At 59.7% G+C, this 20,576-nt stretch carries 13 protein-coding genes and 3 rRNA genes (1 of these 16 cut by a window edge); 10 read left to right on the top strand and 6 right to left on the bottom strand.

Features of this window, described 5'->3' with window-relative positions; genetic code table 11:
- Positions 1–91: 91 nt before the first annotated feature.
- Positions 92–430 (top strand): hypothetical protein, encoded by a 339-nt coding sequence (locus ABTV87_RS00705; RefSeq protein ID WP_007960236.1) that lies wholly within the window; start codon positions 92–94, stop codon positions 428–430.
- Between the two features lie 214 nt (positions 431–644).
- Here ABTV87_RS00705 and lapD read toward each other — a convergent pair whose 3' ends face one another.
- A complete protein-coding gene (lapD, locus tag ABTV87_RS00700) occupies positions 645–2,591 on the bottom strand; it encodes a cyclic di-GMP receptor LapD (RefSeq protein ID WP_433898833.1) in 1,947 nt (648 codons plus the stop codon).
- Between the two features lie 14 nt (positions 2,592–2,605).
- The gene (gene lapG, locus ABTV87_RS00695) at positions 2,606–3,298 is read right to left on the bottom strand and encodes a cysteine protease LapG (protein ID WP_007960234.1); all 693 of its coding nucleotides are present in this window, start codon (positions 3,296–3,298) and stop codon (positions 2,606–2,608) included.
- A 193-nt stretch (positions 3,299–3,491) separates the two neighbouring features.
- Between lapG and ABTV87_RS00690 the strand changes: the two genes are divergently transcribed.
- The 5 genes from ABTV87_RS00690 (at position 3,492) to ABTV87_RS00670 (ending at position 10,549) form a co-directional block, all read left to right on the top strand.
- Positions 3,492–4,202 (top strand): GntR family transcriptional regulator, encoded by a 711-nt coding sequence (locus ABTV87_RS00690; RefSeq protein WP_007960233.1) that lies wholly within the window; start codon positions 3,492–3,494, stop codon positions 4,200–4,202.
- 753 nt (positions 4,203–4,955) lie between these two features.
- Complete coding sequence (locus ABTV87_RS00685; RefSeq protein ID WP_085684382.1) at positions 4,956–5,729, top strand: DUF3050 domain-containing protein; 774 nt, start codon at positions 4,956–4,958, stop codon at positions 5,727–5,729.
- The gene (locus tag ABTV87_RS00680) at positions 5,726–6,655 is read left to right on the top strand and encodes a diiron oxygenase (RefSeq protein ID WP_433898832.1); all 930 of its coding nucleotides are present in this window, start codon (positions 5,726–5,728) and stop codon (positions 6,653–6,655) included. The genes ABTV87_RS00685 and ABTV87_RS00680 overlap by 4 nt, the downstream gene beginning before the upstream one ends.
- Before the next feature lie 13 nt (positions 6,656–6,668).
- Positions 6,669–10,058 (top strand): amino acid adenylation domain-containing protein, encoded by a 3,390-nt coding sequence (locus tag ABTV87_RS00675; protein ID WP_433898831.1) that lies wholly within the window; start codon positions 6,669–6,671, stop codon positions 10,056–10,058.
- 23 nt (positions 10,059–10,081) lie between these two features.
- Positions 10,082–10,549, top strand: a complete 468-nt coding sequence (locus ABTV87_RS00670; protein WP_433898830.1) for an SRPBCC family protein — start codon at positions 10,082–10,084, stop codon at positions 10,547–10,549.
- Between the two features lie 59 nt (positions 10,550–10,608).
- Here the strand turns inward: ABTV87_RS00670 and ABTV87_RS00665 are convergent, their stop codons facing one another.
- A complete protein-coding gene (locus ABTV87_RS00665; RefSeq protein WP_011331841.1) occupies positions 10,609–12,489 on the bottom strand; it encodes a methyl-accepting chemotaxis protein in 1,881 nt (626 codons plus the stop codon).
- Positions 12,490–12,800: 311 nt separating this feature from the next.
- Here ABTV87_RS00665 and ABTV87_RS00660 point away from each other — a divergent pair, with 311 nt between their 5' ends.
- From ABTV87_RS00660 to ABTV87_RS00645, 4 genes are all read left to right on the top strand, one after another.
- The gene (locus ABTV87_RS00660) at positions 12,801–13,301 is read left to right on the top strand and encodes a sigma-70 family RNA polymerase sigma factor (protein WP_433898829.1); all 501 of its coding nucleotides are present in this window, start codon (positions 12,801–12,803) and stop codon (positions 13,299–13,301) included.
- On the top strand, positions 13,301–14,302 hold the full coding sequence (locus ABTV87_RS00655; protein WP_433898828.1) for a FecR domain-containing protein: 1,002 nt from the start codon (positions 13,301–13,303) through the stop codon (positions 14,300–14,302). The genes ABTV87_RS00660 and ABTV87_RS00655 overlap by 1 nt, the downstream gene beginning before the upstream one ends.
- Before the next feature lie 87 nt (positions 14,303–14,389).
- Positions 14,390–16,891, top strand: a complete 2,502-nt coding sequence (locus tag ABTV87_RS00650) for a TonB-dependent siderophore receptor (protein WP_433898827.1) — start codon at positions 14,390–14,392, stop codon at positions 16,889–16,891.
- A 76-nt stretch (positions 16,892–16,967) separates the two neighbouring features.
- Positions 16,968–18,146, top strand: coding sequence for a PepSY-associated TM helix domain-containing protein (locus tag ABTV87_RS00645; RefSeq protein ID WP_433898826.1), 1,179 nt, complete (start codon positions 16,968–16,970; stop codon positions 18,144–18,146).
- Positions 18,147–18,219: 73 nt separating this feature from the next.
- Here ABTV87_RS00645 and rrf (ABTV87_RS00640) read toward each other — a convergent pair.
- The 3 genes from rrf (ABTV87_RS00640) to ABTV87_RS00630 all read right to left on the bottom strand — a co-directional run.
- A 5S ribosomal RNA gene (rrf, locus tag ABTV87_RS00640) occupies positions 18,220–18,335 on the bottom strand.
- A 106-nt stretch (positions 18,336–18,441) separates the two neighbouring features.
- Positions 18,442–18,557: ribosomal RNA gene (rrf, locus tag ABTV87_RS00635) — 5S ribosomal RNA — on the bottom strand.
- A gap of 167 nt (positions 18,558–18,724) precedes the next feature.
- Positions 18,725–20,576, bottom strand: a 23S ribosomal RNA gene (locus ABTV87_RS00630); it runs 1,039 nt beyond the window's last position.

Below are 20,576 nucleotides of genomic sequence, written 5' to 3'. Positions count from 1 at the left end.
CGGTGACGATTTCGTCGGCGCACCGCATACTCGCGCGCAGTTGGCTATGCTGCTGACAGCATGACGCTGGTCCATTTCCGAGGGATGCTCAATGTTTTACGTGCAACGCGATGCGCAGGGTCAGTTGATTCGCGTGGAAGCTGCGGCCTACGCCGAGGCCACGGAAACGCTGCCGGCCGACCACCACGAAATCCAGGCCTGGTACGCCAACGAGGCCGTGGAGAACAGCCTCAAACAGCTCAAGCAGAGCGACCTGGAAATGATCCGGGTACTCGACGACCTGATTCAGGTGCTGACCAGCAAAGGCGTGATCCGCGTCACCGACCTGCCGCCGGCGGCCCAGGCCAAGTTGATGGACCGGACCCAGGCGCGGGAAGCGCTGGGGGGGTTGAGTCAGTTGATTGATGAGGATGAGGGCGGGTTGATCTGATCCACCCGGAATCAAAAGCCTGCCCTCACCCCAGCCCTCTCCCGGAGGGAGAGGGGGCCAACCGAGGTGTCTGGCGCTATACATCGACCTGAAAAATCGAGTCGATTATGGATTCACGGCGAATCGTTCAGGTCGGCGGACCTCTCCAATATCCCCCAATCGGTCCCCTCTCCCCCCGGGAGAGGGTTAGGGTGAGGGCAGCGATCTCAATGGCTCACCGCCAAGGCGCAGGCTCACCGAACAGCTGCCCCTGAACCCCATACAACCCCATCTCGCGAATCACCGACAATTCCCCTTCCGTCTCGACTCGCTCGGCAATCAGCGGCAGATCGATGCTGTGCGCCGCGCGCTGGATCGCTTCGATGAACAGACGCTTGTCGCTTTCCTGATCGATCGCCCGGATGTAGCTGCCATCGATCTTCAGGTACGCCAGCCCGAGCCGCGCCAGGTTGCCGATCATGCTGAAGCGTCCGCCGAAGCGCTGCAGGCTCAGTGAGAACCCGAGCTCGCGCAGGCGCCGGGTCAACTGTTCCAGCACCGCTTGCTCCGGCAATTGTTCCTCGCCGATTTCCAGGGTCAGGCGCGCACCGAGGTTGGAATGCGTCCGCAGAATCTCGAACACTTTGTTCAACGCCTGCGGATCGGCCAGGGTCGCCGACGACAGATTCAGCGCCAGGGACTCTTCATGTCCGGCCATCTGCTCCAGCACCCGCTCAAGCATCAAACGGTCCAGTCGCGCGGTCCAGCCGAAGCGCTCCAGCCACGGCAGGAAGCGTCCGGCGGGAATGGTCTGGCCCTGCTCGTCGAGCAAGCGCGACAGCACCTTGTAATGCAGCACCAGTTGCGTGTCCTGCGCCGCCACTACCGGCTGGAAGAACAGCTCGAAACGCCGCTGATTCAACGCCTGATCGAGCAAGCGATGCCAGGCGTGGTGATCGTCACCGACGTCCGCCACCAGGCTCTGATCGAGGCATGCCCAGTTCTGCTCGCCCTGCCCTTCGGCCTGGGCCAGCGCCTGATCGCCGAGGCTGAGGACCGCTTGCGGCGAATCGCCGTGAGCGAACGGTGCCAGGCCGATGGAGGCCACGGCGGCCACGTCGGTGGCGCCTGTCGCGTGCAGACTGCTCAGCGCACTGTCGAGACTCTGCGCCAGTTGCAGCGCTTCTTCTCGGGTCAGCCCCGGCGCCAGCACGGCGAATTCACCGCCACGAATCCGGGTGACGAGGTTCTGGGTTTCCGGGTATTTGGCGCACTCGCGGGACAGTTGCTCGCCGACTGCCTTGAGCAATTCATCGGTGCGCTGACCGCCAAGACGCTGGTTCAGCCCGGCCAGATCCTTGACCCGCAACAGCAGCAGATATCCGGAGCTGGCCTGCTCCGGGTTGCTCACCCGCGCATTCAACTGCATCTCGAAATAACGCCGGTTGGCCAGCCCCGTAAGGTTGTCCTGATAGGACTCGGTGCGCAGTTTTTCACTGCGCTCGGCCTGCTCCTGGAACAGTGCCTTGAGCTTCTCGACCATCTGGTTCATCGCCAGCACTACGCGCCGCAATTCAGGCGTGCGCGGTAGGTCCGGCAGACTCAGGAACTCACGACGAGCGATGGCGTGGGATTGCTTGACCATGTAATCCAGCGGCTTCAATTGCCGACGCAACAACAACGCGCCCAGCACCGCACTCACCGCCCCACAGACCAGCAACCAGCCCAGGCTGCCGAGCGCGCTCTGCCAGAGTTTGGCCAGGGCGAACATCGGGTGGCTGACCACCTCGACCCGCGCCGCCTGCTCCCAGCCACGGCTGACCAGCGCATCGCCACCGGCCGGCTCCAGGCCGATCAGTTTGACGAACCAGTCCGGCACGTTGGTGACCGCCGGAATGCCGTTGCGCTCGACGATGGTCTGGTCGGTCTTCAGGTCGACCACGCGGATGCTCGAGTAATAACCACTGTCGAAGATCGAACTGACCAGCAGCTCGACCATCGCCGGGTCATCGATGTTCGGCGTCAACGACAGCGCCAGCGCCGTGGCCGCATCCTGGGCATGGGAGCGCAACTGGTTGACGTACTGGGTGCGCGAGCTCTCCAGACTGACCATGAAGCTGCCGGTGAAGGCGACCACCAGGAACAGACAGATAGCGATCAACAGCTGTTTGAACAAAGACATCTGAGCGCGTGCTCCTAGTTAGTCGTCTCGACCGGAAATCCTTCGGCCTGCATTTTCTTCAACACATCCTGCCAGCGTGACAGGCGTTTGGTGTCACCGACCTTCTTGTTGCCCTTGGCGCCCGGCAGGTACAACCCTTCGGCATTGAAAGAGTAGACCGGCAGCAAATCGGTTCGCTCGGCGGCCGGCTTGATCGGGTCGATCAGGCTGTCGAGCACCAGCGGCATGGCGTCAGGGCTGGAATAGTAAGTCAGGACCATGTGCGCGCGGTTCTGGCGCAGGGCCTTTACGTAGGTGATACGCAACTTGTCACTGGCCACACCGAGGTGGCGCAGGCTGAAATACTTGGCGATCGCGTAGTCTTCGCAGTCGCCGGCGCCTTTCCACAAGGCTTCGATGGGGGTTTCCCAATAATCGACCTCGTGCCACAGATCGATGTCTTCGACGTAGCGCATCTGTTTGTTGAAAAACAGGTTCACCACTTTGAGCTTTTCCATCTCGCTGACCTGCTTCTGCGTGGCCAGCAGGTTCTGCCAGGCATCGATCCGCTGTTGCCCGGCGCCCAACGGCCCGTACAGTGCCGTGGCCTTGCGGCTGATCGCGGAAAAATCCCAATCGGCATGCAGGCCGCCCAGCATGATGCCGGCCAGCAGCAGCGCGCAGGCAAGCCAGCGCGCAATCCGTGGGATTGCGAAACGTACCGCCAATGCAAGGCATCCAGGGCAGAGAGGAAAGCGCTTGATGGTGAAGGTTAGCCCAGCAAAAAACAATGGCACCCTGAGATCATCGCTGGCGCGCTAAACTTCAGATGTGACAGGGTTCTTCTACACGGTTTGACAACCTGTAGAGCAATCACTAGTGTCCTTTGGATCCAAATCCGCAGTCATAGGGTGTGCAGTTGTGACCCAGAAGCCCAAGCCACTCCACAGCATCAAAGTCGAAGGCCCGATTCCCGCGCATCTGGCGCGCTCGGTCATCGAAGAAACCCTGCGCGCCGCGATTCTCGACGGACGCCTGCCCTGCGGCACCGCCGTGCGCCAGCAGGATCTGGCCGACCTGTTCGGTGTCAGCCGCATGCCGGTGCGCGAAGCCTTGCGTCAGCTCGAGGCCCAGGGCCTGCTCAACGTGATTGCGCACAAAGGCGCGGTGGTGGCGCCGCTGATTCAGGGTGACGCAACGGAAACCTATGAGCTGCGCATCCTGCTGGAGTCCGAAGCGCTGCGCCAGTCGATCCCGTTGCTGACCCCGGCCGATCACGAGCGCGCGGCCGGCTACATCGAAGAGCTGGAAATCGAACACGACTACACCGAAATCGGTCGGCTCAACCGTCTGTTTCACATGGCGCTCTACAGCAAGGCGCCCAATGGCCGGCTGTTGCGGCTGGTGGAGGACGGCCTGAATGAAGAAGAACGCTTCCTGCGCTTCAACCTCGAGGCCATGGGCCTGGGCAAACTCTCCCAGGACGATCACCGTGCGTTGTTGCAGGCCGTGAAAGAGCGTGACACCCCGCACGCCGTGACACTGCTGGAGCAGCACCTCAATCGCGGTGTCGAGGTCATCACTCGTTACCTCGCCAGTTCCGCCGGCCAAAGCCGCAAAGCGGCGCGCTGAATCTCTCTCCCGGGTGAGCTACCACTCACCCGGCGAATAACCCGCTTACAAATCCCCCCACCGGTCACGGTCATTTGCCGTGGCACATCGGCGCCTGCGCTCTAACCTCCCCCCTGCTTTGAACAGCCCGGAATTTGCACCGCAAGGAAGTCATTTTCGACGATAGCCGCGGCGCCGATTTACGCGCACCCTTGAATCGCCAACCCAATATAGAACGGGGACGCGCCGCCCCGGCAGCAGTCCCCGCACCAGGAACCTACGGAAGGAGCCTTGTCACGGGAACAGGAAGAAACGGCGCCGTTACAGCCCGACTTCATCCCCTCATATTCATTCAATTACTCAATTGGAAAGTTGCTTCGAGTGAGGCATTCACTCTTGTCGTTCAATTTTGGCCATTAAACGCCGAAAGGAGTAACTACGCCCAAATAAAACTTAACTTATAAGTTTTATCAGACCCACTCATACTTCAAAAACAGTCAACTAAAAATAATTAAAAATAAACTTGTTAAGTTGTTTTGCGATGTATTAGTTTTTCTTCGCCGAGTTTGGATCCGAAATGACAAACCCGGCACAACCTTGCAGTAAGGCCTCGATTGCGACGGTTTGACCGTCCGCTGCTGTCTCGGGCCCTTCAGACATTGCCTGCTTTCATCGAAACCGAATGAGGCTGTCGTTCGCCTGGAGAAACTTGTTCAGCGTTATTAGCGATTGATTGAGCAATCCCTATTCCCTATTAGCCAGAGTCTCGCAACCATGCCAACTAAAGAGCAACTTACACTAAAGAAAGCCGAACTCAGCGTTCATCCGATCTTCTCCGAAATCGATTCTTTGGCGACATTGCGCCGTTTCATGGAGTCCCATGTATTTGCCGTCTGGGACTTCATGTCGCTGACCAAGCGCCTGCAGCAGGAACTGACTTGCACGCGTCTGCCGTGGTTGCCGCCACGGGATCCGCACGCGGCACGACTGATCAACGAAATCGTGCTCGGGGAAGAATCTGACGACCGGCTGTCACACGGGCATTACAGTCACTTCGAACTGTACCTCGATGCGATGCGCGAAGTCGGTGCGGACACGACAGCGGTGGAGCGCTTCGTGACGCTGCAGCAGGAAGGCGTGAGTTACGACGTCGCCCTGCAAAGCGTCGAGGTCGATCCGGCGGCTGCGCGGTTCGTCCGTGACACTTTGCACACCGCGCTGCATGCACCCGGTCACAGCGTCGCCGCCGCCTTCCTGCACGGTCGCGAGAGCGTGATTCCGACCATGTTCCAGCGCATGCTCGATGCCTGGGGCATCGGCGTCGAACAGGCGCCGACCTTCCGTTACTACCTCGAGCGACACATCGAAGTCGACTCCGAAGACCACGGCCCGGCCGCAGAACAACTGCTGGACCGACTGGTGGACGGCGATCCGCAGCGCGAAGCCGAGGTCTACGCCAGCGCCATCGCCGCCGTGGAAAGCCGCATCGCCCTGTGGGACGGCCTGCGCCTGAGCATGCGCGAACCGCTGGCGGAGGTGGCCCAATGAACGCCGCCGACTACCAGTCTTTCGCCGATGCCTGGGAAAGCCGCGCGACCATTCGCACCCGGCCGCGCCGCGTGCTGGAAGATGACGCGCGGCTGATCTATCCGCTCAGCCGCCAGCCGTTGGTGCTCAGCGAAACCTTCCTGCGCGAATGCCCGGAACAGCGTGATTTCGCCCTGGTGCAGACGCTGTACAAGTTCATCAACGACGTGGTGATTTTCGAAACCGAGATCGTCGACAAGACCGCGCGCAGCATCGCCAAGAACCGCTTCGCTGTGCCCTTCCCGTTCGCCTGTCGCTACGACGCCATGACCGTGGTCGTGGACGAGGATTACCACGCACTGGTAGCGATGGATTTCATGCAGCAAACGGTGGCCATGACCGGCATCGAGCCGATCGAGCTGCCGAATGAAATCGAACTGAGCCGGGCGATTCCGGCCGCCGTCGAGCTGGCCCCGCAACATCTGCGCAGCGCCGTGGAACTGATCTGCGTCGCCATCGCCGAAAACACCGTGACCGGCGATGTCGCGGCGTTCGCCCGGGACGACACGGTCAAGCCGTCGATCAAGGGCCTGATGGCCGACCACTTGCTCGACGAGGGCCGGCACTCGAGTTTCTGGGCGCGGATGGTGCGCATCTACTGGCACACCGCGAGCGATGCGGATCGCGAATGCATCGCGCAGATCCTGCCGGTGTTCATCGGCCACTACCTGACCAACGACATCCAGAAGTCCTTCGACCTGCGCCTGATCGACGCCCTGCCAGTCAACGAGGCAACCCGCCGCGCACTGAAAGACGAGATGGCCGGGCTGGCCTTCCCGATCAATCGCCACCACCCGCTGGTGGGCAACATCGTGCGGTTTTTCCACAACAGCTCGCTGCTCGACACACCGTGCGTGCAGCACGCCCTGCGCGACTACCTGGTTTGACAAGGAGGCTGACATGAGACGTCTCGACATTTTGCTGAGGGGCCGCAGCCAGGCCTTGACCGACCTGGCGCAGGAGCTCGAACAACACGGTCATTCATTGCTGACGCAAGCGGCTCCGTCGGTGGATCTGGTGATCGATGACGGCAGCCTTGCGCCGCAGGATCACGGCGTGACACCGCACCTGACTTTGCGTCTGGGTATCGGTGCAACGGGCGCCGGCGGTTTGCCGGTGCTTGATCTGCTGTGCCTGTACAACTCGACGTTGCTGAGCCGCGTGCCCATCGCCGACGAACCGTCCGGCAACGGTCAGGCCCTGCGCCAGCGAACACTGGCGCAGGTGGTGGACGAGGTGGCGCTGCTGGTCAGCCGCTTTTCCCGCGATGCCGAGTATTTCCAGCATGCGACGACGGCCCGTGCGCCGGACTTCGAGCAGGTGGAAAACCTGTTGTTTCTCGACAGCCTGGCCTACGTCCATCGCCTCAATGCCACGGCCAATCCGGGGTTGCTGCAACAGGCACGGATCCCGGTGATCGAGCGGCTGCAACAGAGCTTGATCGAGCACGCTGAACGCCCGGCGCTGCACCTCGCCGAGCAGTCGATCAGCTACCGCCAGTTGCATGCTCACAGCCGTGCAATCCAGCAACGCTTGCTGGCAATGCTGGAGACACAACCGCAACCATGGGTGGTGGGGATTTGCCTGCCGAAATGCGATGCGCTGTTTGCTTCGATTCTGGCCATTCTCGGCAGCGGCGCGGTGTATCTGCCGCTGGAACCGAGCCATCCGCTTCAGCGCCAGCAGTACATTCTGGAAAACGCCGGGGCGGTGCTGTTGCTGCACGACGGCGAACACCCGCTGAGCGGTTCGATGCCAGGGCTGGATGTCTGTCGCATCAACCGCACCGACGCCGATCTGTCGCAACCGTTGATGCGTCGTCGGCCCGAGCTCGATGCGCCGTGCATGGCGCTCTACACCTCGGGTACTACCGGGCATCCGAAAGGTGTGCTGCTGAGTCAGGCGAACCTCGCGCACTTCACCGCGTGGTACGCCGATTACGTGCAGTTGCGGGCCGAGAGCCGGGTGCTGCAGTTCTCGTCGCTGAGTTTTGACTCGTCGCTGATCGATATCTTCCCGACCCTGCTCGAAGGCGCAGAATTGGTGGTGCCCGACGACAACCAGCGCCGTGATCCGCTGCAACTGGTGGCGCTGATTCGCCGTCGGCAACTGACCCACGCGTTCCTGCCGCCGGCACTGTTGAGCATCCTGCCGCTGGAGCAACTGCAAAGCGTCGGGCAAATCATGACTGGCGGCGACGTCTGCGAGCCGTTCGTGATCGAGCAACTGACGCGCCAGGGCAAGCTGCACAACCTCTACGGCCCCACCGAAGCCACGGTGCTGATCACCGCGCGGCAACTGCAACCGGGCGACAGCAATCGCACCCTCGGCCGGCCGATTGCCAACAGTCAGGTGCTGATCCTCGATGACGATCTGCAACCGGTGCCGGAGCAAACGGTGGGCGAATTGTTCATCGTCGGCCCCGGCGTATGCCTGGGTTACCTGAACAATCCACAGCAGACATCGGAGCGCTATCTGGATCTGGAATTACCGGACGGCCAGCGCCTGCGTGCCTACCGCAGCGGCGACATGGCCAAGTGGGGCGAGGATGGCATCGAGCTGTGCGGGCGCCGCGACAATCAGGTGAAGATCCGCGGCTTCCGGGTCGAGCCGGAAGAGATCGAGCGCTGCCTGCGCGAGAGTCAGCTGTATCGGCAAATCGCCGTGGTGATCGACAGTCAGCGACGGATTCTGGCGTTCCTCGCCCAGCCGCAATCGGATGCCGCGCGCGAGTCTTTGAAAGCTCACGCACAGCAGTTCTTACCCGACTACATGCAACCGGTGGCGTGGATGGAATTGCCGAACATGCCATTCGCCGCCAACGGCAAAGTCGACCGCAAGGCCTTGCTGGAACTGCCGGTCAGCGTGCAGGACAGCGGCCCCAAATGCCTGCCGGCCAACGCCGACGAAGCGCTGCTGCTGGAGATCTGGGGTGAGTTGCTGGAGCTGCCGACCAGCGACATTTCCACCGACGAAAGCTTCTTCAATCTCGGCGGTCACTCGATTCTGCTGTCGCGCATGCTCCTGCGTCTGCGGGAGGAATTCGGTCGCAGTATTTCGATCAACCGCTTCATTGAACTGCCGACCATCACCAAGCTCGCCACGCTGGTGCGCGGCACAGACGACAGCGCGGTGCTCAGCGCTCAGGCGATGGCCGACGCCGAGCGAGCGCTGGACATCGAGCCGTTGCCGATCAGCCGCATGGGCGATGTGCACAAGGTGATCGTCACCGGCGCCAACAGTTTTGTTGGCGTGCACATCGTCGAGGCGCTGCTGGGGTGGGGCGCCAGCGAAGTGGCGTGTCTGGTGCGCGATGGCGGCGGGCAAACGGCGGCGCAGCGTTTTGCCCAGTCTTTGCGAGAGAACCGGCTGGAGCATCTGGACCTGAGTCGGGTGCGGGTCTATTCGGCGGACATCACCCGGCCGCAACTGGGCCTGGCCAATGAGGATTTCGAGCGACTGGATCGCGAGTTCGGCGCGCTGGTGCACAACGCGGCCAACGTCAATCACGTGCTCGACTACGAGTCGCTGGCAGCGGACAACGTCGAGCCGATTTTCGAACTGCTGCGGCTGTGCGAAGGGCGCAGCAAGAAGGTGTTCAATTTCGTCTCGACGCTGTCGGCCTCCAGCACCGTCGACGACGCAGGCCGGGTGCTGGAACTGCCGGCCGCACCGACGCCGCCGATCTACATCCGCAACGGCTACAACCTGTCGAAATGGGTCGGCGAACGCATCCTCGAACGGGCGCGGGAGCGTGGGGTGCGGGTCAATCTGTATCGGCCCGGCAACATCAGTTTCAACAGCCTCAGCGGCGTGTGCCAGCCGCACAAGAACCGTTTGATGCTGATGCTCAAGGGCTCGATCCAGCTCGGTCAGGTGCCGGCCTTCGCGCTGAATTTCGACCTGATGCCGGTGGATTTTCTCGCCCGTTTCATCGCCTTCCACGCCAGCCGTTATTCGGCCGAACGGGCGGTGTTCAACCTGCATAACCCGGAGCCCCTGAGCTGGGATGCCTACGTTGCGTCGTTCCGCGAAACCGGCAGCGAGTTTTCGCTGGTCAGCGTCGCCGACTGGCAACAGCAACTGGGCCGGGTCGATGCCGATAACGCGCTGTTCGGCGTGCTTGGTTTCTACCTCAACGGCTTCGAGGAAGACATCGGCGACATCTCCCTGATCGGCCACGCCAATGCCCAGGCCGGCGTGCAGCAAATGGGCGCGCACTACCCGGAAAAATCCCCGGCGCTGCTGCGTCGCGGCTGCGACTACCTGAAAGAAATCAACTTCATCTGACTCAACCACCAAGGAGCAACACCATGAGCGATCTTCAACCCGACACCCTGATCAAAAACCCTCACGGCTGCCACGTCGTGTCTTCGGTGGAAGTGCCGGTGGACGCCAGACAAGCGTGGGCGGTCGTCGGCAAGTTCGACGGTTTCGACCGTTTCATTCCGGCCCTGTCGCACATCGAAATGACCGGCGAAGGCGTGTCTTCGCTGCGCAAGAAGTTCTTCAAGGATGGCAACGTGGTGGTCGAGCAACTCAACTCCCGGGACGACCAGGCGCTGAGCATGACCTGGACCACGATCTACAACACGCTGGGCGTGGCCAATCTGTGGGCGGCGATGAATGTGGAATCGCTGGGCGCAGGCAAGTCGCGGGCGACCTGGACGATCATCGCCGAGCCGGCAAGCGGCGGTCCTGAGGCGCTGCCGGGGTTCAAGGATTTCGTGCAGGGGTTCGCCGATGATGCGATGGGCAATGTGCTGAAGCTGTTTGTGTAAGGCATGAAAAAGCCCGCTGCGGATCACTCCGCAGCGGGCTGTTTTTTGACCGCAAGCAATCAGATCTTGAAGCTGTCCACCAGCTGTTTCAAACGGTTGGCCTGCTGCGACAACGCATCGCAATCCTTCAACGTTTCATTGAGGTTGGCCACGCTCTGCTGGTTCAGCAGGTTGATCTGGTTGACGTCGACGTTGAGGGTTTCCACCACCGCAGTCTGCTCTTCGGTAGCGGCTGCCACCGACTGGTTCATGCCGTCGATTTCGCCGATGCGCTGGGTCACGCTGACCAGGCGCAGACCGGCCTGGTTCGCCACTTCAACGGTCTCCTCGCTGGACGCCTGACTGGCGTTCATGGTGGTCACCGCTTCGCGCGAGCCGACCTGCAGCGAGGTGATCATCTTGTGGATCTCTTCCGCCGATTCCTGGGTGCGGTGAGCGAGGTTGCGCACTTCGTCCGCCACCACCGCGAAACCGCGTCCGGCTTCACCGGCACGGGCCGCTTCGATGGCCGCGTTGAGCGCCAGCAGGTTGGTCTGCTGGGAGATGCCTTTGATTACATCGAGAATGTGGCCGATGTTATCGGTGCTCGCATTCAGGGTTTCGATCTGGGTGCACGACAGGCTGATCTTCTGCGACAGCTCGGTCATCGCCTGAATCGTCTGCTCGACCACCTGACGACCGTCATCGGCCTGCTCGCTCGCGCCGCTGGCGTGTTGCGAAGCGTCAGCCGCGTTACGGGCGATTTCCTGGGTGGCGGCACCCAGTTGATTGATCGCGGCAGCCACGCTGTTGGTGCGTGCGCTTTGTTCGTCGGAACCGATGATCGAGGCGTTGGACGATGCCATCACCCGTTGCGACAGGTCGTGTACGTGGCGAGTCGCGGAAGACACTTCGGAGATCGAAGCGTGAATCCGCTCTACGAACTGGTTGAACGAACTGCCCAGCTCACCGAACTCGTCTTTGCTTTCCACTACCAGACGACGGGTCAGGTCACCTTCACCCTGAGCGATGTCCTGCATCGCACGGCCCATGGTGATCAGCGGACGCATCAGTACGGTGATCAGCAGGCTCAGGAAGACTGCAATCGCGCCCACCGCGACGAACATCGCAATCACTGCCGAGGTACGGAACTGGCTGAGTGCGGCGTAGGCCTTGTCGCGGTCGATCGACAGACCGATGTACCACTCGGCATTCGGCAGACCCGCGACCGGGGTGAACGACAGGATGCGTTCCTGGCCGTTGAGCACTACGTTCTGGTTGCCCTTCTCGATGCGCACACCGGCGTTCGGGTAGATGTCCTTGAGGTTCTTCATCACCTGGTCTTTGTCCGGGCTGACGATCACCTGACCGTCACCGCTGACCAGGAACGCGTGGCCCAGGCCACCGAAGTCCACCGAGTTGATGATCTTCACCAGGGTTTCCAGGCTCAGGTCACCGCCCACGACGCCGAGCAGCTCGCCGTTCTTTTTCACCGGCATGGCGATGGTCACCACCAGACCGCCAACGGCGGCCATGTATGGCGGGGTCAACATGGTCTGGTCAGCGGCCACGGCCTGCTTGTACCAGGGACGCTGACGCGGATCGTAGCCGTCCGGCATCTTCGCGTCCGGGCGCTGGGTGAACACACCGTTGGCCTGACCGACGTAGGTGAACTGGAAGTTCGAGGTGAAGGCCGGTTGATCGACCAGCCCCGGGAAGTCGGCGTTCTTGCCTTGATGGGCGACGTTCTGCGCGAGGTTTTCCAGCACCAGAATCCGCCCGCTCATCCAGTTCTGCACACTGCTGGCGGTCAGGTCGCCGGCCTGCTGGACGGATGACTGGAGGTTCTGGCGAATGGTGTTTCGCTGCAGATAGTCGTTGTACAAAGTGAACAGCGCGAACGCCAGGACCACGACGCCCGAGGCGGCCAACAGGATTTTATGGCTGAACTTGAGATTCATTTCATGGGACTTCTTATGCCAAAAGTGGGGATGCGTTCCGGATGCAACATTCCATGTACAGCGCAGGCAGCGTTCTGATGGCCGCTCTACTTTGGTGCACGCATGTCTCACCAGTCTGTCGGCACGCTTTGGAGAAAACTTAGGGCTTTGCAGGAAATGGACGGCATTTCTGCCAGATTCCCGCCGAACGGCGTGCCAGAGCGTTCGCCTGTCATTTTTTGATGACTGTTTTGCAGCGCCGGTTGCAAATTCTGTAACCCTTGATGACAATGCGACTAATTATCATTTGTGACGTTCGGGCTGTCGCGTTCATGTCCTCTCCTGAGTTTGCAGTACAGGCGCTTTACAGTAGTCATCACGGCTGGCTCAACGGCTGGTTGCGCACTCGGCTGGGCAATGCCGCCGATGCAGCGGATCTGGCTCAGGACACGTTCGTGCGTTTGCTGCAACGCACCGAGCGTCTGGAACTCAAGGCACCTCGCGCATTCTTGCGCACGGTTGCTCGGGGTTTAGTGATCGATCATTGGCGCCGTGAAGAAATTGAACGCGCCTATCTGGAAACCATCGCCCATTTGCCTGAAGCCGAAACCCCGAGTGCCGAATCCCGCGCATTGGTGATCGAACTGCTCGAAAGCATTGCCCGCATGCTTGAAGGCTTGAAGCCGAAAGTGCGTCAGGCATTTCTGCTGGCGCAGTGCGAAGGTTTGACCCACAAGCAGATCGCCGAGCAAATGGGCCTGTCCTTGCGCTCGGTGGAACGCTACGTCGCCGATGCGCTGTATCACTGCTACGTGCTGCGGTACGAAAACTGATGCCGGTGGATAACCTCTCGCTTGGCCGACGCGCCGAGCCACCGCAACAAGTCGTCCGACAGGCCATTCACTGGCTCCTGCGCCTGCGCAACAACCATGGCAATCCGCGCCTGAATCGCCAGTGCGAACAATGGCGCGCCGAACACCATGATCACGAACTGGCCTGGCAGCGGGTGCAGTCTCTGCAAGCCGAACTGACCCACAATCTGCGTGCCGTGCCCGGTGCGCAGGTGGCGTTCAACACGCTGGAAAACAGTGCTCAGGGTCTGGGTCGACGTCGGGCATTGAAGCTGTTGTCCGGCGCGCTGCTGATGGGTTCGGCGGGATGGCTGGCCAGCGACACTTCCGCCTGGCAACAGTGGAGCGCCGACTACGCCACCGCCACTGGCGAGCGCCGTGGCTTCCAGTTGCCGGACGGCACGCGGATCGAACTCAACACCGCCAGCAGCGTGGATCTCGATTACACCGCGCAGCAACGGCTGATCAAACTGACCCGTGGAGAAATCATCGTCACCTGTGGCGGTGCCGATGAAGGTGCGTCGTTTGACCGACCACTGCGGGTGCAGAGTCGTCATGGCAGTTACGAGCCGTTCAAGGCGCGATTCATTCTGCGCCAGGAAGATGGATGCACGCGCCTGAGCGTCACCAGTGGTCGAGTCGCGATTCACTCAGGCGGCAACTCAACAGAGGCCATCGCCGGTCAGAGCTATCTGATCGATCACCATCAAGTTCGCCCGGCGCCGCCGTTGGACATGGACGCCGGTGCCTGGGTCGACGGGCTGATCGTGACCCGCAACATGCGGCTGGGCGACTTCCTCAGCGAAGTCGGCCGGTATCGTCAGGGATTTCTGAGCTGTGCGTCGGACATTGCGGATTTGCGCCTGTCCGGCGTGTTCCGTCTTGAGGACACCGACAAGCTGCTGGCGATCCTGCCGCAGACCCTGCCGGTGCAATTGCGCTACCGCACTCGTTGGTGGGTGACGCTGGAGTCTGTGGCCTGAAATTATTTTGGCGGGTTTTCGCGGCAAGTCCGGCTTAGTCAGTAAGCACTTCAACTCAGCCTTCGCGACTGCCTACGGAAACCTACAATGACTGCGCGCGTTACCTGTAAGAACCCTCTGAATTTCTCTGCCGAATCGGGCCTGTTGCGTCACGCCGTTCGGGCGGCGCTGTTCTCTACTGCACTGGGCGTTGGCTTGTTGCCGAGCCTGAGCATGGCGGCCAATGCCAGCGAGGTCAGCAGCCACCGCTACAACATCGCCGCCGGACCGCTGGGCGATGCGCTCAACCAGTTCGCGCGTCAGGCGGGCATCACGTTGTCGATGACGCCGCAGCAAACCCAGGGCCGCCAGTCACCGGGTGTACAGGGTGAGTATTCGACCGATCAGGCCTTGAGCCACTTGCTCGGCGGATCAGGTCTGGAGGCGGTCAGCCAGGACGGCAGCAGCTATGTGTTGCGCTCGGTCGCGGAAACCGAAGCACTGGCTCTGCCGACCACGGACATCAAAGGCTTCGCCCTCGGCAACGCGCTGGGCAGCATGGACGGCTACAACGCGACGCACAGCCAGATCGCCACCAAGACCAGTACCGCGCTGCTGGAAACTTCGCAAAGCGTGTCCGTGGTTACCCGTGAGCAAATGGACGACCAGGGCTCGCAAACCGTGTCCCAGGCCATGCGTTACACCCCCGGTGTGCTGACCAATCCTTACGGCGCCACGCACCGTTACGACTACGTGGCAATGCGCGGCTTCAACGATGGTTCGGTGGATAACATCTACCTCGACGGCCTCAAGTCGATGGGCGACAGCGGCACCTACAGCACTATGCAGGTGGACCCATATTTCCTTGAGCGTGTCGATATCCTGAAGGGCCCTTCGTCGGTGCTCTACGGCCGTAGCTCGCCGGGCGGTCTGGTGGCGCTGACCAGCAAGAAGCCGCTGTACGAGGCCTATCACCAGGTTCAGGCCACCGTCGGCACTCAGGGCCAGCGCGGTGTCGGTTTTGACTTCAGCGGACCGGTCGATGACGACAAGCGTATCGCCTATCGTCTGATCGGTTTGACGGATCAGTCCGACACGCAATTCGACCACAACAAGGAAAAGCGCTTCGCCCTCGCACCAACCGTCAGCATCGATTTCAACGAAGATACTTCGCTGACCCTGCAGGCGTATCTGCAGCATGACCCGGATGGCGGCTACCACGGTGGCGTGCCGGCCGACGGCACGATTCATCAGCGCAACGGCAACCGGATCTCGCCGCATTTCTTCGAAGGCGAGCCGGGCATCGATGGTTACTCCCGTGATCAGCAGTCGTTCGGTTACCAGTTCGAACACCGCTTCAATGACGTCTTCACCGTGCGGCAGAATTTCCGCTACCTCGACTCCAAAGTGAACATGGATCAGGTGTATGCCTATGGCTGGACGTCGCCGACCAGCAACGAACTGAATCGCTACTACACCGGCGGTGACGAGCGTCTGCACGCGTTCATCGTCGACAACATGCTGCAGGCTGAATTTTTCACCGGCGCGACCAAGCACACGGTGTTGATGGGGGCGGATTATCAGCGGCGCAAAACCGTGGTCGACTGGACCAGTGGTGGCCTGGCGCCGATCAATGCGTTCAACCCGGTGTATGGCAATTCCACTATCACGCCATATGGCGAGACCAGCTATCTGCGGCGCCTGGAGCAGACCGGCGTTTACCTGCAAGACCTGATCGAGATGGACAAGTGGCGCTTCTCGCTGGGGCTGCGTCAGGACTGGGTGGAAACCTCCGACGAAAACCGCATCGCCGAAGCGGGTCGTCCGGTCGGCACAGAGATCAACGATCGTCGCACCAAGCTCACCGGTCGTGCCGGCGCGCTGTATCTGTTCGATAACGGCCTCGCGCCGTACGTCAGCTATTCCGAGTCGTTCAACCCGAATTCCTACGCTGATAGCGCCGGCAATCCGCTCGCACCGACCGATGGAACGCAGTGGGAAATGGGCCTGAAGTATCAGCCGCCGGGTACCGACAATCTGTTCACCGCCTCGTTGTTCCGCATCGATCAGGAGAACCTGGCGACCAAACTGCCGCAGGAAAACTTCTATCGCGCTGTAGGTGCTGTCCGCTCTCAGGGTCTGGAACTGGAAGCGCACATGCAGCTGACCAACAACCTGAAAGTCCTCGGCAGCTACACCTTCACCGACATTGAATACTCGAAGTCGATGACCAGCACCTTGAGCACACCGACCAATGTGATCGAGAACAAAGGCAACTCGCCAAGCCAGGCACCGCGGCACATGGCATCGCTGTGGGCGGACTACAAGTTCGACAGTGCGGCGCTCGATGGGCTGCGATTGGGCGGCGGTGTGCGGTATGTCGGCTATAGCTGGGCGGATGCAGAGAACACCATGAAAGTGCCGTCCTACACATTGTTCGACGCATCGATTGGCTATGACCTCGGCAAGGTCGGTTTGAAGGGTGTCGACGTACGCCTGAATGCGAACAATCTGACCAACGAATCCTACGTAGCCTCCTGCGCCAGTCTGGACTTCTGCTACATGGGCGAAGAGCGCAACGTCGCCGCGACGGTCAGTTACCAGTTCTAAGCCTTTGTCTTGTGCATAAAAAAGCCAGCCCCTGATTTCAGGGGCTGGCTTTGTCGTATCTGTGGAGGAAGTTTTCATGCGTTCGTTTCTGGTTTTATTGCACCGGTATATCGGATTGGCCACGGCGGTTTTTCTGCTGCTGGCCGGGATCACGGGCAGCATTCTGGCGTTCAACCATGAGCTGGATGAGTGGTTGAATCCGGAGTTTTACGCGGCTTCGGCCGAGGGGGAGCGTCTGCCGCCAGGTGGGCTGGTTGATGCGGTGCAATCGGCCCATCCGAAGTTGCAGGTCTGGTACATGGAGTACCCGAATGAGGCAGGCCACACGGCATTGCTGGCGGCGGTTCCGCGAAATAATCCGGCGACGGGCGAACCCTTCAAAGAACGCAATGAAGTGTTCTACCTCGACCCGGTCAGCGCAGAGCAAAAAGGTCAGCGTTACTGGGGCGAGTGCTGTTTCCAGCGTGAGAACTTCGTTCCGTTCATTCTTGAGTTTCACTACAACCTGACACTGCCCGGTAACTGGGGTTTGCTGTTGATGGGGTTGGTGGCCATCGCTTGGGTAATCGATTGCTTCATCGCTCTCTGGCTGACGTTACCGCGGGGTAAACCGTTCTGGAAGAAGTGGTCGAAGGCCTGGAAGATCAAGGGCGGGCATGCCTATCGACTCAACTTCGATCTGCATCGGGCAGGGGGCTTGTGGCTGTGGTTGTTGTTGCTGCCGATAGCCGTCAGCAGCGTGGCGATGAACCTGCCGAGCCAGGTCTTCAAACCCGCGGTGTCGCTGTTTTCTCCGATTGAACCGAGCGTGTATGAGGCTCGAGGGCGGATGCCTGCCGAAGAGCTGGGGATCACCCGATTGAGTTATCAACAAGCATACGAAAGGGCACAGCAGGAGGGGAAAAGGTTGGGGCTGACAGCGGCGATCGGCGAGTTGTATTACAGCTTTGAATACAACTTCTACGGTGCGGGGTTTGGACAGCATGACACCGAGGCCCACGGTAAATCCTGGTTGTTCTTCCACGGTACTGACGGACGATTACTGGGGCAGGAGATCGCAGGAAAAGGGACGTTGGGAGAGCGGTTTTATCGGTTGCAGTTGCCGATACACGGGGGACGGATCATAGGCTTCACCGGACAAGTGATGATCGCGGTATTGGGTGTTCTGATTGCGGGATTGTCGGGGACTGGCGTCTACATCTGGTGGCGCAAATGGCAGGCTCGTCGGAGCAGCAAGGCACGCAGAGCGGTTTGAAAATCGGATTTTTGTGGGTACTGAAACGACAAAACCCCTGTCTGCGTTAGCAGACAGGGGTTTCGGAATTCAATCTTGACGATGACCTACTCTCACATGGGGAAACCCCACACTACCATCGGCGATGCATCGTTTCACTTCTGAGTTCGGGATGGGATCAGGTGGTTCCAACGCTCTATGGTCGTCAAGAAATTCTGTGACCAGCCCGTTACCGCAGTAACGTTCCGGCAAAAATCGGTGACTTCTACTAAAACAAAACCCCAACTGCTTTCGCAATTGGGGTTTCGGAATTTAATCTTGACGATGACCTACTCTCACATGGGGAAACCCCACACTACCATCGGCGATGCATCGTTTCACTTCTGAGTTCGGGATGGGATCAGGTGGTTCCAACGCTCTATGGTCGTCAAGAAATTCGGGTACTGAGTCGTGACCAGAGGTCTCGCTTCAGCAAATTGGGTATGTGACAGCTAGGTGTTTTGTGAGCATCGAACTTTCGGTTCATTTTCGTCTTCACACACCGCAATCTGGTCTCTCTCGCTTTTCAGCTCGGAGCATGCAAATTGCTTGGGTGTTATATGGTCAAGCCTCACGGGCAATTAGTATTGGTTAGCTCAACGCCTCACAGCGCTTACACACCCAACCTATCAACGTCGTAGTCTTCGACGGCCCTTCAGGGAACTCAAGGTTCCAGTGAGATCTCATCTTGAGGCAAGTTTCCCGCTTAGATGCTTTCAGCGGTTATCTTTCCCGAACATAGCTACCCGGCAATGCCACTGGCGTGACAACCGGAACACCAGAGGTTCGTCCACTCCGGTCCTCTCGTACTAGGAGCAGCCCCTCTCAAATCTCAAACGTCCACGGCAGATAGGGACCGAACTGTCTCACGACGTTCTAAACCCAGCTCGCGTACCACTTTAAATGGCGAACAGCCATACCCTTGGGACCGGCTTCAGCCCCAGGATGTGATGAGCCGACATCGAGGTGCCAAACACCGCCGTCGATATGAACTCTTGGGCGGTATCAGCCTGTTATCCCCGGAGTACCTTTTATCCGTTGAGCGATGGCCCTTCCATACAGAACCACCGGATCACTAAGACCTACTTTCGTACCTGCTCGACGTGTCTGTCTCGCAGTCAAGCGCGCTTTTGCCTTTATACTCTACGACCGATTTCCGACCGGTCTGAGCGCACCTTCGTACTCCTCCGTTACTCTTTAGGAGGAGACCGCCCCAGTCAAACTACCCACCATACACTGTCCTCGATCCGGATAACGGACCTGAGTTAGAACCTCAAAGTTGCCAGGGTGGTATTTCAAGGATGGCTCCACGCGAACTGGCGTCCACGCTTCAAAGCCTCCCACCTATCCTACACAAGCAAATTCAAAGTCCAGTGCAAAGCTATAGTAAAGGTTCACGGGGTCTTTCCGTCTAGCCGCGGATACACTGCATCTTCACAGCGATTTCAATTTCACTGAGTCTCGGGTGGAGACAGCGCCGCCATCGTTACGCCATTCGTGCAGGTCGGAACTTACCCGACAAGGAATTTCGCTACCTTAGGACCGTTATAGTTACGGCCGCCGTTTACCGGGGCTTCGATCAAGAGCTTCGCGTTAGCTAACCCCATCAATTAACCTTCCGGCACCGGGCAGGCGTCACACCCTATACGTCCACTTTCGTGTTTGCAGAGTGCTGTGTTTTTAATAAACAGTCGCAGCGGCCTGGTATCTTCGACCGGCGTGGGCTTACGCAGCAAGTGCTTCACCCTCACCGGCGCACCTTCTCCCGAAGTTACGGTGCCATTTTGCCTAGTTCCTTCACCCGAGTTCTCTCAAGCGCCTTGGTATTCTCTACCCAACCACCTGTGTCGGTTTGGGGTACGGTTCCTGGTTATCTGAAGCTTAGAAGCTTTTCTTGGAAGCATGGCATCAACCACTTCGTCGCCTAAAGGCAACTCGTCATCAGCTCTCGGCCTTGGAATCCCGGATTTACCTAAGATTCCAGCCTACCACCTTAAACTTGGACAACCAACGCCAAGCTGGCCTAGCCTTCTCCGTCCCTCCATCGCAATAACCAGAAGTACAGGAATATTAACCTGTTTTCCATCGACTACGCTTTTCAGCCTCGCCTTAGGGACCGACTAACCCTGCGTCGATTAACGTTGCGCAGGAAACCTTGGTCTTTCGGCGTGGGTGTTTTTCACACCCATTGTCGTTACTCATGTCAGCATTCGCACTTCTGATACCTCCAGCAAGCTTCTCAACTCACCTTCACAGGCTTACAGAACGCTCCTCTACCGCATCACTTACGTGATACCCGTAGCTTCGGTGTATGGTTTGAGCCCCGTTACATCTTCCGCGCAGGCCGACTCGACTAGTGAGCTATTACGCTTTCTTTAAAGGGTGGCTGCTTCTAAGCCAACCTCCTAGCTG

This window comes from Pseudomonas sp. PSE1(2024), from assembly GCF_050990555.1.
GTDB lineage: Bacteria > Pseudomonadota > Gammaproteobacteria > Pseudomonadales > Pseudomonadaceae > Aquipseudomonas > Aquipseudomonas aphyarum.
The sequence above is the reverse complement of the archived record's forward strand: the minus strand, read 5'-3'. Positions and strand labels throughout refer to the sequence as shown.